The 15,752-nt window shown below is 43.4% G+C and carries 18 protein-coding genes; 4 read left to right on the top strand and 14 right to left on the bottom strand.

What is annotated here, in order from left to right; all coding sequences use genetic code 11:
- The first annotated feature begins 26 nt into the window (after positions 1–26).
- Together BLP85_RS02835 and BLP85_RS02830 are read left to right on the top strand one after the other, a co-directional pair.
- Positions 27–596 (top strand): nicotinate-nicotinamide nucleotide adenylyltransferase, encoded by a 570-nt coding sequence (locus BLP85_RS02835; RefSeq protein ID WP_092818620.1) that lies wholly within the window; start codon positions 27–29, stop codon positions 594–596.
- Positions 597–653: 57 nt separating this feature from the next.
- A complete protein-coding gene (locus BLP85_RS02830) occupies positions 654–1,223 on the top strand; it encodes a YceI family protein (RefSeq protein ID WP_092818619.1) in 570 nt (189 codons plus the stop codon).
- Positions 1,224–1,262: 39 nt separating this feature from the next.
- Here the strand turns inward: BLP85_RS02830 and BLP85_RS02825 are convergent, their stop codons facing one another.
- Positions 1,263–2,156: a LysR family transcriptional regulator ArgP gene (locus BLP85_RS02825; protein WP_092818618.1), complete on the bottom strand. Its 894-nt coding sequence runs from the start codon at positions 2,154–2,156 to the stop codon at positions 1,263–1,265.
- A gap of 119 nt (positions 2,157–2,275) precedes the next feature.
- Between BLP85_RS02825 and BLP85_RS02820 the strand changes: the two genes are divergently transcribed.
- Complete coding sequence (locus BLP85_RS02820; protein WP_092818617.1) at positions 2,276–2,875, top strand: LysE/ArgO family amino acid transporter; 600 nt, start codon at positions 2,276–2,278, stop codon at positions 2,873–2,875.
- Positions 2,876–2,959: 84 nt separating this feature from the next.
- Here the strand turns inward: BLP85_RS02820 and BLP85_RS02815 are convergent, their stop codons facing one another.
- The 5 genes from BLP85_RS02815 to dapD all read right to left on the bottom strand — a co-directional run bounded on the left by BLP85_RS02815 (position 2,960) and on the right by dapD (position 6,367).
- A complete protein-coding gene (locus BLP85_RS02815) occupies positions 2,960–3,418 on the bottom strand; it encodes a peroxiredoxin (RefSeq protein ID WP_092818616.1) in 459 nt (152 codons plus the stop codon).
- Positions 3,419–3,570: 152 nt separating this feature from the next.
- On the bottom strand, positions 3,571–3,981 hold the full coding sequence (locus BLP85_RS02810) for a hypothetical protein (protein WP_092818615.1): 411 nt from the start codon (positions 3,979–3,981) through the stop codon (positions 3,571–3,573).
- Between the two features lie 13 nt (positions 3,982–3,994).
- Entirely contained in the window at positions 3,995–4,666 is a 672-nt protein-coding gene (gene queC / locus BLP85_RS02805; protein WP_092818614.1) for a 7-cyano-7-deazaguanine synthase QueC, read from the bottom strand.
- A 38-nt stretch (positions 4,667–4,704) separates the two neighbouring features.
- On the bottom strand, positions 4,705–5,415 hold the full coding sequence (gene queE, locus BLP85_RS02800) for a 7-carboxy-7-deazaguanine synthase QueE (RefSeq protein ID WP_092818613.1): 711 nt from the start codon (positions 5,413–5,415) through the stop codon (positions 4,705–4,707).
- A gap of 130 nt (positions 5,416–5,545) precedes the next feature.
- Positions 5,546–6,367: a 2,3,4,5-tetrahydropyridine-2,6-dicarboxylate N-succinyltransferase gene (gene dapD, locus BLP85_RS02795; protein ID WP_092818612.1), complete on the bottom strand. Its 822-nt coding sequence runs from the start codon at positions 6,365–6,367 to the stop codon at positions 5,546–5,548.
- A 301-nt stretch (positions 6,368–6,668) separates the two neighbouring features.
- On the opposite strand from dapD, the gene carO reads away from it, so the two are divergent.
- Positions 6,669–7,421, top strand: coding sequence for an ornithine uptake porin CarO (gene carO, locus BLP85_RS02790; protein ID WP_092818611.1), 753 nt, complete (start codon positions 6,669–6,671; stop codon positions 7,419–7,421).
- 67 nt (positions 7,422–7,488) lie between these two features.
- Here the strand turns inward: carO and BLP85_RS02785 are convergent, their stop codons facing one another.
- From BLP85_RS02785 to BLP85_RS02750, 8 genes are all read right to left on the bottom strand, one after another.
- Complete coding sequence (locus BLP85_RS02785; RefSeq protein ID WP_171259621.1) at positions 7,489–8,685, bottom strand: outer membrane protein transport protein; 1,197 nt, start codon at positions 8,683–8,685, stop codon at positions 7,489–7,491.
- A 253-nt stretch (positions 8,686–8,938) separates the two neighbouring features.
- Positions 8,939–9,862: a CysB family HTH-type transcriptional regulator gene (locus BLP85_RS02780; protein WP_092818609.1), complete on the bottom strand. Its 924-nt coding sequence runs from the start codon at positions 9,860–9,862 to the stop codon at positions 8,939–8,941.
- A gap of 53 nt (positions 9,863–9,915) precedes the next feature.
- Positions 9,916–10,977, bottom strand: coding sequence for a sulfate/molybdate ABC transporter ATP-binding protein (locus BLP85_RS02775; RefSeq protein ID WP_092818608.1), 1,062 nt, complete (start codon positions 10,975–10,977; stop codon positions 9,916–9,918).
- Between the two features lie 11 nt (positions 10,978–10,988).
- Positions 10,989–11,882 (bottom strand): sulfate ABC transporter permease subunit CysW, encoded by an 894-nt coding sequence (gene cysW / locus BLP85_RS02770; RefSeq protein ID WP_092818607.1) that lies wholly within the window; start codon positions 11,880–11,882, stop codon positions 10,989–10,991.
- A complete protein-coding gene (gene cysT, locus BLP85_RS02765) occupies positions 11,879–12,712 on the bottom strand; it encodes a sulfate ABC transporter permease subunit CysT (protein WP_092818606.1) in 834 nt (277 codons plus the stop codon). Before cysT ends, cysW begins: the two co-directional genes overlap by 4 nt.
- A gap of 85 nt (positions 12,713–12,797) precedes the next feature.
- Positions 12,798–13,403 carry an alpha/beta hydrolase gene (locus tag BLP85_RS02760; protein WP_092818605.1) on the bottom strand — a complete coding sequence of 202 codons (606 nt, stop codon included), beginning with the start codon at positions 13,401–13,403 and terminating at the stop codon, positions 12,798–12,800.
- A gap of 27 nt (positions 13,404–13,430) precedes the next feature.
- A complete protein-coding gene (locus BLP85_RS02755) occupies positions 13,431–14,444 on the bottom strand; it encodes a sulfate ABC transporter substrate-binding protein (RefSeq protein WP_092818604.1) in 1,014 nt (337 codons plus the stop codon).
- 177 nt (positions 14,445–14,621) lie between these two features.
- The gene (locus BLP85_RS02750; RefSeq protein ID WP_092818603.1) at positions 14,622–15,626 is read right to left on the bottom strand and encodes a sulfate ABC transporter substrate-binding protein; all 1,005 of its coding nucleotides are present in this window, start codon (positions 15,624–15,626) and stop codon (positions 14,622–14,624) included.
- Positions 15,627–15,752 lie beyond the last annotated feature (126 nt).

Below are 15,752 nucleotides of genomic sequence, written 5' to 3'. Positions count from 1 at the left end.
ACGAGTCATAAAAAACTTGATCTGTTATGAACTATACATTTGATTATCTGGTTTTCATTGGTCGCTTCCAGCCTTTTCATCTGGCACATATGCAAACGATTAAGATAGCCTTGCAACACAGCCAACAGGTGATTTTGGCCTTAGGTTCAGCACAAAATGAACGTAATATTAAAAATCCGTTTAGTGCTGCGGAACGTGAACAGATGATCTTGTCCAATTTTTCAGAAGCGGACCAGCAGCGGATCAAGTTTGTGCATGTCATTGATGTCTATGACGATCAGAAATGGCAACAACTGGTTAAATCTCTGGTGACGGAAGTTGCTGAACCAGAAGCCAAAATCGGCTTGATCGGTCATTTTAAAGATGAATCTTCTTATTATCTGAAGCTGTTCCCGGAATGGGAGATGGTGGAACTGGAAAGCCTGGTGGGGGCCATTTCAGCAACCCCGCTACGTGAAGCGTATTACCGTGGTGAAATTATCGAATCCGCTTTTCCGCTGGGCACCAGCGAGTTTTTACACAAATTTCAAAAAACTTCGACTTACCAACAATTGCAGCACAAATACCTGACCCAAGATAAAACCAATCTGGAATAATCTTCAGTAAGCTACTAGGTCGAGGCAAGTAATTGCAGCGACCCAGGAGTGGATAAGATGAATATTCCAACCACATTGCAACGTATCCTGATTCTCGGGCTAATCCCTCTGGGTATTGTCACACAGGTCAATGCACAGGAATGGACACTAACTCCTCAAACCTATGTGGGCTTTGAAGTGAAGTCGATGGGCTTTTCAACCGTAAAAGCCAAGTTTGGTCAGGTTCAGTCCAGTATGAGCTTTGATCCGGCAGCACCTCAGAATGCCTCGGCACAGTTTGTCATGCAAGTAAATAGCCTAAGTTTGAGCAAACCTTCACTGAAAAATATGATGATGGGTGAAGATTTATTTTATGCAGAGAAATACCCCACCGCGACTTTTAACAGTCGTGAATTTATTGCTTTGGGAAATCATCAATACAAGATTAAAGGGGATCTGACCTTGCGCGGTATCACCCGGCCGGTGATTCTGGACACTTCCTTGCAACCCAATCCAGCCAATCCACAACGCTTGGATGTGGAATCCAAAACTGTGGTGAAACGTAGTGATTTTGGCATGAAAAAAGCCTTCGGCGGGATCGGGGAAAAAGTCAATATTGAAGTATCTGGACAATGGCACATGAAATAAAAACGACATATCCATCTGAAACCAGCTTTGTCAGCGTCTTTATTCATTCATCTGATGTTGAGCCTTTTCCAGCAAATCAATTGTCAATTGTTGCAGCAGTGCAGATTGCTGCTTCCAGTGATGCCAATACAGTTTCATTTCGGTTTTGGCATTTGGCATAATTTCAATCAGTTTCCCACTTTGCAGATCATCACCAATCTGATATTCCGGCACCAAACCAAAGCCTAAACCCAAATGCACTGCTTCCACAAATGCAGTGGAGGAGGGAATAAAAAAATGCGGATAACTTTGCTGATTTAATCCAAACAAGTTCAGGATTACCTGATGATGCATCAGATCTTTACCATTAAAAATAATGGCTGGTGCATGTCTTAAGGCATCGCGGTGAATGCCATCTTTAAACCACCTTTCTACAAAGGAAGGTGTGGCGACCATACGATAAGTCATCTGCCCCAGATAATGCACTTCACAGCCCGTCATGGCAGAGGATTCTGTGGAGATGCAGGCATTGACCAAACCGGTTTCAAGCAGCTGATGGGTTTGGGTCTGGTCATCCAGAGACAGTTTCAGGGCAATGTTATGCTCGATTAATGTGCTTTGCAGGACCTTGAGCAGCCAGGTCGATAAAGAATCAGCGTTGGTGGCAATACTGAATTGATGAAACTCATGCTGGCTGGATTGACCCATGAATTGTTGTAACAGATTCTGTTCACGTAGGCGTTGATGCTGTAAATGCTCTAACAGCTGTTGGCCAGCTTGAGTGACCCGACAGGGGCGTTCGCGCAGCAATAAAATCTGTCCCAAATCTTTTTCCAAAGCCTGCACCCTCAAGGTGACTGCAGATGCCGTAATACACAGGCGCTGCGCAGCCGCATCAAAACTGCCGGATTCAGCCACGGCAAGAAAAGCTTCACAGAACTTACTTGAAAGCATACAGCACAACCTAAGAAAAACTGAGTTGAATTGATATTTTCTTAATTATACTTAATTTGTGGTTTGAACTGGGATAATTCAAAACATGTTTTTTGAATGACCTTAACGTTTTAATACCTATGTTAAATAGTGCTTTACATGGTTTTGCCATGGCTTTAAGTCTGATTGTACCGATTGGCGCACAAAATGCGTTTGTGCTGAAACAGGGTTTAAAGCAGCAACACGTCTTTGCCATTTGCCTGTGTTGTGCCTTGTCTGATGCGATATTGATTTCATCCGGAGTGCTGGGCTTTTCAGAGCTGGTCACGTTACATCCGCATTGGCTGAATATTGCCAGGTATTTGGGTGCAACTTTCTTATTGCTCTATGGTGCCCAGCATTTTTATCAGGCCTGGAAAGACGAGCAGCATTTAGAAATCAGTTCAACCGAAGTCCCTTCTTTGGGCAAGGTCTTGTTCATCTGTTTAGGCTTGACCTGGCTGAATCCGCATGTGTACCTGGATACGGTGGTGTTATTGGGCTCGATCTCGACCCAATATCCAGACACGCAACTGTATTTTGCCTTGGGAGCAATCAGTGCATCATTCCTGTTCTTTTTTAGCTTGGGCTATGCAGCACGTTATTTGCAACCGATTTTTCAACGTCCCAAAGCCTGGAAAATATTGGATATAGTGATTGGCGGTGTGATGTGGTCCATTGCCATTTCTTTATTGAACTAAGGAAAATGTAAAAGAGCAGGCCAAAAGAAAAAGGCATGAGTCATCCTATTTCTGGTTTAAATCATGCCTTTTTATCAAAAGAAATTAGGCTGCTTGCAGGGTTTTTAAATCTTCAAGGACCTGTTCGGCATGTCCTGCAGCCTTGACCTTGCGATATTCTTTGACCAGTTTGCCGTTATGGAAAATAAAGGTGGAGCGCTCAATGCCCATCACCTGTTTGCCATACATGTTCTTTTCTTTAATCACGTCGAAAAGATTGCACAGTACTTCTTCTTTGTCACTGATCAGGTTAATGCTCAGCTTCTGCTTTTCGGTAAAGTTCTGATGCGCTTTTACCGAATCACGTGAAATACCCAAAATGGTGCTATTTAAGGCATCAAATTGATCTTTTAAACACGAGAAACCGATCGCCTGTGTAGTACAGCCCGGAGTAGAATCTTTAGGATAAAAATACACAATCAGCCATTCTGTAGGAATTTCAGTCAGGTTAATTTCACCGGTTGTGGTCGGGAAGGCTTGATTAGGCAGCGTAATAGCAGACATGCGTTCATCCTTATAAAGTTAAATTGTCATATGAATGGTAAATTTATGCTGCCATGATAGCGAATTTAACGAGGTTTATGCTGAACTCGGGAAGGTAATTTTACCCATAAAAAAGCCTGCAACGATGCAGGCTTTTCTTCAACCTAAAGCGATTATTTCTTTTGTTGAGCAGATTTCATGGCTTCTTCAGTCAAGCTTTTGAGTTTGCCTGTCAATTGTGGACCAAAACACGCTTGTAAATCTTTATTTTGTTTTTGCACAAAAGCTAAAGTCGCAGGACTTTTCTTCTGGTTAATGGTACTTTGGATTTCCCATTTTTGTGCATTTGTTAAACGGCCATCCGCTTCCACTGCACACGTACAGTATTTGCTTACTTCAGCAGAAGTAAGTTTTTTGCCTTTTGCAGTTTCTTCCTTACAAACATTAATTAAAGCAGATTTTACATTGGTGCTTTTATAAGCTTCCTGAAGCTTGTTTGTTTCGGCTGCATTTGCAGCAGTCGCCATCAATGCGACTGCAGAAACCAATGTAGAAAGAATAATGTTTGACTTCAAATTTTTCATGTACTGTACCCTGTTATGACGGTATATAACGTGTCGGATCGGCGATACCCGCATCAGCAAAACCCTGTTTACGTAAGCGGCAACTATCGCATTTACCACAAGCACGTCCTTGGTCGTCTGCTTGGTAGCAAGACACCGTTTGACTATAGTCTACGCCATGTTCTATACCTAAGCGAATGATATTTGCTTTGGATAAATGTAACAAAGGTGTTTCAAATTTAAGAGGTTTTCCTTCTACACCAACCTTGGTTGCCAGGCGCGCCATGTTGGCAAAAGCTTCAATAAATTCAGGGCGACAGTCCGGATAACCTGAATAATCAACGGCATTGATGCCAATTACAATGGCTTCTGCACCAAAAACTTCCGCCGCTGCGAGCGCATACGACAGAAATATTGTGTTACGTGCTGGAACATAAGTTACAGGAATACCTTCTTGTTCATGTTCTGGTACGTCAATGTTATGGTCTGTTAATGCGGAACCGCCCAGGTTACCTAAATCGATATTAATCACCCGGTGTTCTACACCAGCACGCTGGGTTAATGCTCGAGCGGCATCCAGTTCAGTGGTTGAACGCTGACCATACATGAAACTTAAAGCAATACATTCATAACGTGCTTGCGCCCAAGCCAAACAAGTCGTTGAGTCTAAGCCGCCAGATAATAAAACTATGGCACGAGGGCGCATATTCAAATCTCCAAAAAATAAGTCAAAATAACAATGGATTAACGACCAGTTTCATCATTCCAGAGCAATTTATGTAATTGCAGCTGGAAACGGACCGGGAGATGATCATCTAAAATCCATTGAGCCAAATCACGTGCCAGTTGGGGTAATTTCACCGCACCTTTTTCTACCGCAAAAGCAGGCGAGAACCACACGGTACTGACTTTATCGGCAAGTTTGAATTGTTCAACCTGCTGTTTTGACCATTCATAGTCTTCACGGTTACAAATCACAAACTTGATTTGATCATGCGGGGTTAAATGATCGAGATTGCTAAGCAAATTTCGTGCAACTTCTCCAGAAGTTGGCGTTTTAAAATCCAGTACTTTGGAAACTCGCGGATCGACTTTAGATACATCGAGTGCACCACTGGTCTCTAAAGACACTTCACAGCCCAGGTCAGCTAAACGCTGCATTAAAGGCAGGGCATTCGGCTGTGCCAGTGGTTCACCACCGGTCACACAAATATAGGGTGTTTTAAAATCCAGTGCGGTCTGAATAATGTCATCCAGGGATTGGCGTTCGCCACCTTCAAAAGAATAAGTGGTATCGCAATAAGTACAACGTAAAGGGCAACCGGTTAAACGGATAAATACGGTCGGCAATCCTGCAGCATTGGCTTCACCTTGTAATGAATAGAAAATCTCCGTAATACGTAACCCCGCAGACGGATCGGTAACAGGAATAGCGGAAGATCGAAGAGTACTCATAACAACATAATCCAGCTCAGGATAAATAACACAGTATAAAAATAAAAATCCCTACGGCTATTGCTAACCGTAGAGACGAGGAGCGGTTGAAGCTCCGGGGAACAATCAATGTTCCGCAGCAGACTACATCTTAGTCTTCGCGCAATAAATCGTTCAAGCTAGTTTTTGCACGGGTTTTCGCATCTACTTTTTTCACGATCACAGCTGCGTACAGGCTGTATTTACCGCATTTAGATGGAAGGCTACCAGAAACAACCACCGAACCTGCAGGAACGCGGCCGTAATGGATCTCGCCAGTTTCACGGTCATAAATCTTGGTAGATTGACCAATGAATACGCCCATTGAAATGACAGAACCTTCTTCAACAATCACGCCTTCAACAATTTCAGAACGAGCACCGATGAAGCAGTTGTCTTCAATAATGGTTGGGTTCGCTTGAAGCGGTTCAAGCACGCCACCAATGCCTACACCACCAGACAAGTGAACGTTTTTACCAATTTGCGCACATGAACCCACAGTTGCCCATGTATCAACCATGGTACCTTCATCCACATAAGCACCAATGTTCACATAAGAAGGCATCAAGACCACATTTTTCGCCTGGAATGAACCTTTACGGGCTACAGCAGGAGGTACTACACGTACACCTGCAGCTTTAAACTGTTCTTCAGTCCAATCGCCAAATTTAGTATCAACTTTGTCATAGAAACGAAGATCACAAGCTTCCATTGGTTTGTTGTCGTTTAATTTAAATGATAACAATACCGCTTTCTTAATCCATTGATGAACAACCCATTCACCCTCGATTTTTTCAGCAACACGTAAAGTACCATTGTCCAGGCCAGCAATGACTTCCTCAACTGCTTGACGGATTTCAGCAGGGCAATCTGCTGCTGTGAAATTCGCACGGTCTTCAAAAGCCTGTTCAATGATTGTTGAAAGCTGAGACATGATCTTCCTTCCAGAAAAAATTTTTCAAGATTTTACACTATATTGAGACAGAAATAGATGAAAAAGTGGCTTTGGATCGGAATTTCTTATGAAAGAGGAGCAAAATCGGACAAAAATTGACGATTGAGATTAAGTAAACAAAAAATAGGTTAATAATCAAAAACAAATAGAAAATGTATCAAAAAATAACAAAAACTAAGCAAATTTCGAATAAAAGTTAAGCAATTAATATTTTATAGTTTTAACTATTAGATAGAAAAGCACTAATGATGAAATAGAAACTTTTTTGAGGAGATCTACAATGAAAACTTTAGCTAAGCTTTTAGCAGTATCTGTTTTGACCTCTATTGCTGGAACAGCCATGGCAGCTGATGAAGCAGTAGTACAAGACGGCTATGCCTTTGAACGTAACCAGCTGATTCCAACTGGCGTTCGTGCTGAAGTAGGTACAACCGGTTATGGTGGTGCATTACTGTGGACTGCAAACCCCTATGTAGGTTTGGCGCTAGGTTATAATGGTGGTGATATCTCTTGGTCTGATGATATCTCGGTCAATGGCTCAGACTATGACATTGATATGGAGAATAAAAATACCTATTTAAATGCTGAAATTCGCCCTTGGGGCGCAAGTGAAAATAGATGGGTGCAAGGTTTATATATGGCCGCTGGTGTAGCCTATTTAGACAATGAGTATGAACTTGATCGCCGTGTAAATGCGGGAGAAGGTTTTACCATTAACCATACAGACTTTGTCGCAGGTCCAGATGGCGCTCATATTAGAGGTAACATGGACTACAAAAATGACATCGCTCCCTATTTAGGCTTTGGATGGGCGCCTAAGATTAATAAAAACTGGGGCGTGTTTGGTGAAGTCGGCGCTTACTATGCAGATAACCCGGATGTCAACTTGCAGTTAGTTAGTGGCGGTGCGGCCGATAACCCAACACGCGGCTCATTGGTTGACAACATTGCAGCCGACGAAGCCAAAATTGCGACTGATGACAAACACAAATGGCTTCCTGTCGGTAAAATAGGTGTAAGCTATCATTGGTAATAAAATATTAGCATCTAAAAAACGGGCTTCGGCCCGTTTTTTATTTTTTAAAATGAAACCATTTTAATTAAAAGCGGTAACCGAGCTTCAGGCCATAAGCAATAATCTTGTTATGATTTACCGAAGATAACACACCAAACAGACTGCCTGAACCTGCCTGATTTTGTTCAACTTTGGCTTTGTTGAGTCTAAAATATTTGATGCCCCCAGCAATAAATAAATTAGAGCGCATATGATAAAAACCGCCAACCCCAAAACTGTAGTAATCATCCGAAGGGCTTAAGGTGGAGGCTGGATTGCCAATACCTGAATCGAATCCTATATCCAGAGCCGTAGTCCATTGTTCATTGAAAACATGGGCAACTCCCAGGGTGGTGGAAAGCTGATTTTTCTGATAATCCACCAAATTGACTGGTACAGGCTCAGCTGAACTCATCAGGGGGGATATCATTTTGAATTTTTTCCAATTTACCCAACGCAACGTGCTATACACGATATTCCGTGGCGTAATCCCGGATTGAAACTCCAGGTTTATGGACTGCGGTGTGTCGATGCTGATGTGCTGTGTAGACGTTAAATTCAAGATGGAAATTTCAGGTGTAGATGAGGTCTGTTCATGAAATTGCGGTTTATGCTGAATCCTGGAACGATAGGTGAGAGAAGTCTTCAGCGCATATTCGGGTATTTCATAACTGATGCCTGTTAACCAGCCTACAGCCGGGTCTTGATCCGTAGTTGCCATATAATCAGCCAGTATTCCCATCGATTGTCCTGAAATTTTCAGCTCCATGTCCAGGGTTTGATAACTTAAACCCGTATAAAAATTCCAGGATGGATTGGGCTGATAACCGATAAGGGCGGTTAAATTATGGGTGTCCAGTTGGAAATGTACGGCATTGACTAAATCGGCAGGACTGGTGACGACAGGTTCTAGCGCGTAGCCGATATCTGTAGCAAAAGGCTGATCGTAAATTAGCCCCAAAGACCAGTGAGGGTGTAATTGTAATTTAAATGCCGCATTTGAAATATAAAAGGAATCCGTAAAATTGGGGGTAGAAATTTCAGTAAATGTGGAGGGATTATTTGCATCTGGTCGAAGCGTTTTGCCTGAAATATTGGCATCTACAATAGCAGTTGAGAGCTCGGCATAATGATGCGGCTGTAAAAAAGAGGCGATGGATTGGCTAGAGCTTTCCAGTGCCGAAGCATAGAGATCGCCAGGCATGAAAATGCAAATACTGATGCCAAATGCCGCTGCTTTCATGGATATCCCCATTCAATTTTTTTCGTTATGTCAATGTCTGTATAAAGTGTGAATACACACATGAAATAGAATTCTTTTTATGGACAGGGTTACTGTATGTGATTTTGTATGGAATGAGCAAGTTTTGTGTGAATTTTTTTTATTTAAATAATTGAATAATTGAAAGTATTTTTATGAATCAGTCTTTGCCGTGAAAAATGAATGAAAAAAGGGATATTTTTTATATCCCTTTTTTAAAAAAATCATGAAATGCTTATTCTTCGGGATAAGCCACTTTTTTCAGTGCCTTAATGTCGGCTTCTGGCGAGCAGAGTGAAATAAACTCATAACCATAACCGCGCAGCAAATGGCCTTTGCGCACCGCAATCCAGGTGGTATTTACTCCGAAGATATCGGTTTGAATCTGTTTGAGGCGATAGTCGCGTTCAGCGTCATAAGCGACATTGTTGACAATACCGACCCCCATATTCAATTCGACATAGGTTTTGATGACATCGGCATCCAGTGCTGACATCACAATATCAACGTCAATGCCAGCCTCTTCAAAGGCCTTGTCAATTTTAGAGCGACCTGTGAAACCGCCATGGTAGGTAATAATCGGATATTGCGCCAAATCTTCCAGGGTGATGTCTGCTTTATTGGCAAGCGCATGGTTTTGCGGAGTAATAATACTGTGCTGCCAATTATAATAAGGTACGCTGGCCAGATTTTCTTCCGTGGTCAGAGACTCGGTGGCAATACCAATATCCGCTTCACCTTGCAGCAACATTTCGGTAATTTCAACCGGGCTGGCCTGTTGCAGAATCAAATGAACTTTGGGGAATTCTTTTTTGAACTGGTTCACAATCGGCGGTAATACATAACGCGCTTGGGTATGCGTGGTTGCAATGGTCAGCGTACCTTCATCGACGCGGTTAAAGTCATCTGCCAGACGTTTAATATTGTCGGCATCTACCAGCATGCGTTCCACAATCCCGAGTAAAGACTGGCCAGGTTCGGTCAGTCCCAGTAAACGTTTCCCTTTACGGATAAACAGCTGTACGCCCAGTTCATCTTCTAAATCTTTAATGTGCTTACTTACGCCAGATTGCGAGGTATAAAGTGCTGCCGAAGCTTCGGTTAAATTAAAGTTTTGTCTAACAGTTTCCCGAATAATTCTTAATTGTTGGAAATTCATAATTCTGTATACCCTAAAGAGGATGGGGCTGTTTTTGCCCCATCTATTGGTTTTTAAGCGACGTCATTGGCAAATAGATGCAATGCCGTTGGACTTAACCACACTGTTTGATTTGGTTTGAACTGATGCAACTTCGCTTCATCCGAATTAAGCGCAATTTCAATTAAATTGCCTTGGCGGTCTTGAAGCTCAGCAATGACTTTGCCGGCAATCCAGATTTCACGCAGGAAAGTCGCCTGAATGGCATTTTCTTGCGGAGTGGCATGAATACGCAGTTCATTTGGACGGGCAAAGGCAATCACATTACCTTGTGGAGCATCTTTCACCTGCGGCAGTTGCAGACGGTCATCCCCAATCTGGATAATGCCTTGCTGGTTTTGACCTTCGAAACGGTTGGCCTGGCCCAGGAAGTCGAATACAAATGGCGTTGCCGGTTTTTCGTAAACTTCACGCGGTGAACCGATCTGTTCAACATTACCTTTGTTCATGACCACGATTTGATCGGCCACTTCCAAAGCTTCTTCCTGGTCATGGGTCACGAAAATCGAGGTGATATGCAATTCATCATGCAAAGTACGTAACCAGCGACGCAGTTCTTTACGCACTTTGGCATCCAGTGCGCCAAAAGGTTCATCCAGCAATAATACGCGAGGTTCAACCGCTAAGGCGCGTGCCAGGGCAATACGCTGACGTTGCCCGCCCGAGAGCTGTGCAGGATAACGGTCAGCCAGAAAGCCCAATTGCACCAGATCAAGCAGACGGGTGACACGTTTTTTAATTTCCGCTTCCGATGGTCGGGTTGAGCGCGGGCGCACACGCAATCCAAAGGCAATGTTGTCAAATACGGTCATATGACGGAACAGCGCATAATGCTGGAATACAAAACCGACTTCACGTTCACGTACATGCACATTGGTCGCATCTTCGCCTTCAAGAATCACCTGACCGCCATCAGCCGATTCCAGTCCTGCGATAATACGCAGCAGAGTGGTCTTACCGCAGCCAGATGGGCCGAGTAATGCCACCAGCTGACCATCTGGAAAATCCAGCGAAATATTTTTAAGTGCATGGAATGCACCAAAGTGTTTTTCAATATTTTTAACTTGAATACTCATGATGTCATTCCTTAAGAAACTGTTGAATCGTCATTACGTTTGTTTTGTTTTTCCTGGCGCACTTCTACCCATGTTTTCAAAATCAGGGTCACAATCGCCAGTAACGCCAGAAGCGATGACACCGCAAACGCCGCACTAAAGGTATATTCGTTATAAAGGATTTCTACATGTAGCGGCAGGGTGTTGGTTTCGCCACGAATGTGACCTGATACTACCGATACAGCACCGAATTCACCCATGGCACGGGCATTACACAGAATCACTCCGTAAATCAGACCCCATTTAATGTTGGGTAAGGTCACTTTCCAGAAGGTTTGCCAACCTGAAGCACCCAGCACAATTGCAGCTTCTTCTTCCTCTGTCCCTTGTGCTTCCATCAAAGGAATCAGTTCACGCGCTACAAATGGCACAGTAATAAACACGGTTGCCAACACAATAGCAGGAACGGCATACAGGATTTTAATGTCATGATCCATCAGCCAGCCGCCAAGCCAGCCTTGGGTGCCGAAAATCAGTACTAACATCATGCCTGCGATCACAGGTGAAACCGAGAAAGGGATATCAATAATGGTGGTTAAAATGGATTTGCCACGGAAATTGAATTTTGCTACAGACCATGCGGCTGCTACGCCAAACACCACATTTAATGGCACGGCAATTGCGGCAGTCAATAAGGTCAGTTTCACGGCAGACAAGGTATCTGGATGCACCAGTGCCTGAAAATAAACCCCAACCCCCTGTTTAAATGCTTCCACAAAGACCAGAATTAAGGGCAGAATTAGACAGCTTAAAAAGAAAATCAGGGCAATGGTCAGCAGTAAATAGCGAACCCAGGCTGGTTCACGCGTTGCATCGCGAGACTGTAATTTCTCGGCTAAGGCATTGCTATTGGTGATTAAACTCATCGTGCAGTTCTCCCGGTACGTTTGCTTGCCCAAGCTTGTAACAAGTTAATCAGGAACAAGATGGCAAAAGACAGTACTAACATGACCACGGCAATGGTGGTTGCACCGGCATAGTCATATTCTTCCAGACGGGAAATAATCATCAGGGGCGCAATTTCAGTTTCAAACGGCTGGTTACCGGCAATGAAAATCACGGAACCATATTCACCTACACCGCGTGCAAAGGCCAGGGCAAAACCGGTCAGTAGCGCTGGAAACAGAATTGGCAGGATAATTTTTGTGACAATCTGAAAACGGTTGGCACCCAGAGCAGAAGCCGCTTCTTCAAGTTCGGTTTCAAGGTCACTCAGTACAGGCTGTACGGTACGTACCACGAAAGGCAAGCCAATAAAAATCAGCGCCAGCGTAATCCCGATCGGGGTGTAGGCTACTTTAATTCCCATCGGTTCCAGATACTGGCCAATCCAGCCAGTCGGTGCATATAACGAGGTTAAGGCAATACCCGCCACAGCTGTCGGCAGGGCAAAGGGCAAATCGACCAAAGCATCAACAATGCGTTTACCGGGAAAACTGTAGCGGACCAGACACCATGCCAGTAACAAGCCAAACACGACATTGATTAAGGCTGCAAATAGAGCAGCACTAAAACTTAACTGCAAGGATTTCAAGATACGTTCTGAACTTAAAATTTCCCATAAACCGTCCCAGCCTATACCTAGCGATTTGATAAACACCGCAGATAGAGGAATAAGAACAATTAATGACAGATACGCTAGGGTAAAGCCTAGAGAAAGACCAAATCCTGGCAGCACTCGGGATCGCTGCGACATGATGATTCCTTAAAAAGAGCGAATACTGACCAATAAAGTCAGCGAAAATAAAAGTTTAATTCGGCACAAGCATAATTTGCAGGGTTTAAATTGCAAATTTAAAAAAGCACTTGCTGTCATCAGTAAAATTGATATTTTGCAGCACATTTTCTGAAATCAGATAATCAAAAATTTCAGGAAAAGGCCCAAAACCGGAAGCAACATTAATATGTCCAACCTGACCCAGATTAACCGGATTAAGTTTCCACGCCTTTGCAAGTTGCTGGGCATCTTCAAAATTTAACCAGGGATCATTTTCACTGATCAGTAAAGTGGTTGGCACCGCAATTTTCAGCTGATGAAAATAGCGTTGATAATCTTGCTGGCTATCACGTGAAAAACCGGCTTCACCAAAACGGGCAGGGTTGGCTGGTGCAACCAGAATCAAATTTTTAATTTTTTGATTGAGTTCCGGATGCTGGGCTAAAGCTGCCACTGTGGTTAAACAGCCAAAACTATGCGCCACAATCTGGATGCTGCCTTGAATAGGTGCCACGGTCTTTACAAACTCGGCAACCCAGTTTTGTAACACAGGCGTGTTCCAGTCCTGTTGCTGCACACGGGAGCATGACATGAGCTGTCGTTGTAGCCATGACTGCCAGTGGGCAGGCTCACTGCCACCTACGCCCGGAACAATTACGGTATGAATCATGTCGATGCTCCTGTCTATCGAATACTGTTATTTTGCATTATTGGCTTTAACAATCTGGTCAAATACGCCGCCATTTTCAAAGTGCGCTTTTTGAACTTTATTCCAGCCGCCAAATTCCTGATCGATGCTGATCAGTTTTAATGGCTTGAATACCTTGCTGTATTGCGCCAGTGTTTTTGCGTTGCGTGGACGATAAAAGTTCTCAGCCGCAAGTTGCTGGCCGCGTGGCGAGTAAAGGAAGTTCAAGTAGCCTTGAGCGAGATATTTGTTGCCTTTTTTCTCTGCATTTTTTTCGACAATCGCCACGGGTGGCTCAGCCAAAATAGACAAAGATGGTGTGATAATTTCAAACTTACCTGGTTGTTCACGAAGGGCTAAGTGAGCTTCGTTTTCCCAAGCCAGCAGCACATCACCAATGCCACGTTCTGCAAATGTTGTGGTTGAACCGCGTGCGCCAGAATCGAGAACCTTGGTGTTTTTATAAATTTTACGTACAAATTCCTGTGCAGTTTTGTCGTTGCCACCCGCTTGGTGTTTTGCCCAGGCCCATGCCGCCAGATAGTTCCAGCGTGCGCCGCCAGACGTTTTAGGGTTTGGGGTAATGATGTCTACACCTGGTTTAACCAGATCACCCCAGTCCTTAATCTGTTTCGGATTGCCTTTACGCACTAAAAATACGATGGTAGAGGTATAGGGTGTCGAGTTGTGCGGCAGCTTCTTTTGCCAGTCTGCAGGTAACTGTCTGGTTTTTTCCGCAATCACATCAATGTCGGCGGAAAGGGCTAAAGTCACCACATCGGCATCCAGACCATCAATCACCGCACGAGCCTGTTTGCCTGAACCGCCATGAGACTGCTTGAAATTGATTTTCTGTCCGGTACGGCTTTCCCAGTATTTGCTGAAATCCTTGTTCACGCTTTCATACAGTTCGCGTGTTGGGTCATAAGAGACATTGAGAAAATCTTTCGCTGCAGCACCTAAAGAAATGGTCGATATAACTGCCGCTAAAACCCCAAGTTTCAATTTTGCCGAAATGCTCATGCGAACCTCAATATTCTTAATGTGTTTCATTACAGGAGTACAGAATAGTCCTATTCTTTATGCATAAAAAATAATAAAAAATGAATTTAATATGAATAAAAAAGATAAAAGGGTTGGGTTTATAAAATAAGCACCAGCTTTATGCATAAAACTGATGCTTAGGGTGATTGGCTAAGATTATTTGGTGCTATTGGCTTTCACAATCTGGTCAAATACGCCGCCATTTTCAAAATGTGCTTTTTGGACTTTGCTCCATCCGCCAAATTCTTTATCAATGGTGACCAGTTTCAGTGGTTTGAATACGGATTTGTATTTTGCCAATACTACTGCATTACGTGGACGGTAGAAGTTACTGGCAGCAATCTTTTGACCTGCAGGTGAATACAGGTAATTTAAGTAGGCTTTAGCTAAATTCAGGTTGCCGTCTTTTTGGGCATTCTTTTCTACAATAGCAACGGGTGGTTCAGCCAAAATAGACAATGACGGCGTGATAATTTCAAACTTGCCCGGTTGTTCACGAATAGCTAAATGAGCTTCGTTTTCCCAGGCCAGCAATACATCTCCAATGCCACGTTCAGCAAATGTCGTGGTTGCACCGCGTGCACCAGAGTCGAGGACCTTGGTGTTCTTATAGATTTGACGTACGAACTCCTGTGCTTTGGCATCGTTACCGCCTGGCTGATGTTTCGCCCAAGCCCATGCTGCCAGATAATTCCAGCGGGCGCCACCAGAGGTTTTTGGGTTTGGGGTAATAATGCCGACATTATTTTTGACCAGATCGCCCCAGTCTTTAATGCCTTTCGGGTTGCCTTTATGTACAAGGAAGACGATGGTAGAGGTATAGGGAGTAGAGTTATTTGGAAATTTTTTTTGCCAGTCTTTTGGAAGTAAATTTGAGTTTGCTGCAATTGCATCGATATCTGCTGCAAGTGCCAACGTCACCACATCGGCACCCAGACCATCAATCACGGCACGTGCCTGTTTGCCAGAACCGCCGTGTGACTGTTTAAAATTAATATCTTGGCCTGTGGTTTTCTTCCAGTATGCAGCAAACTCTTTATTGTAGTTTTCATACAATTCACGCGTTGGATCATAGGAAACGTTTAAAAAGTCTTTTGCCAGTGCAGTAAAAGACGTTGCTGAAATAAGAGCTGCTAAAACCCCGATTTTTAGTGAGCGCATTTTGCTATCCTTTGAATTATTAATGTTTTGTAACGGAGCCAAGCATAGCGTCATCTTTTTTGTTGAAAAAATAATAAGAAACGAATTTGATATGAATAAAAAAGCTATCAATTCAGCGCCACTATT

The sequence above is a fragment of the Acinetobacter kookii genome (genome assembly GCF_900096895.1).
Taxonomy (GTDB): Bacteria; Pseudomonadota; Gammaproteobacteria; order Pseudomonadales; family Moraxellaceae; genus Acinetobacter; species Acinetobacter kookii.
This window is presented reverse-complemented; position numbering and strand designations above follow the sequence as displayed.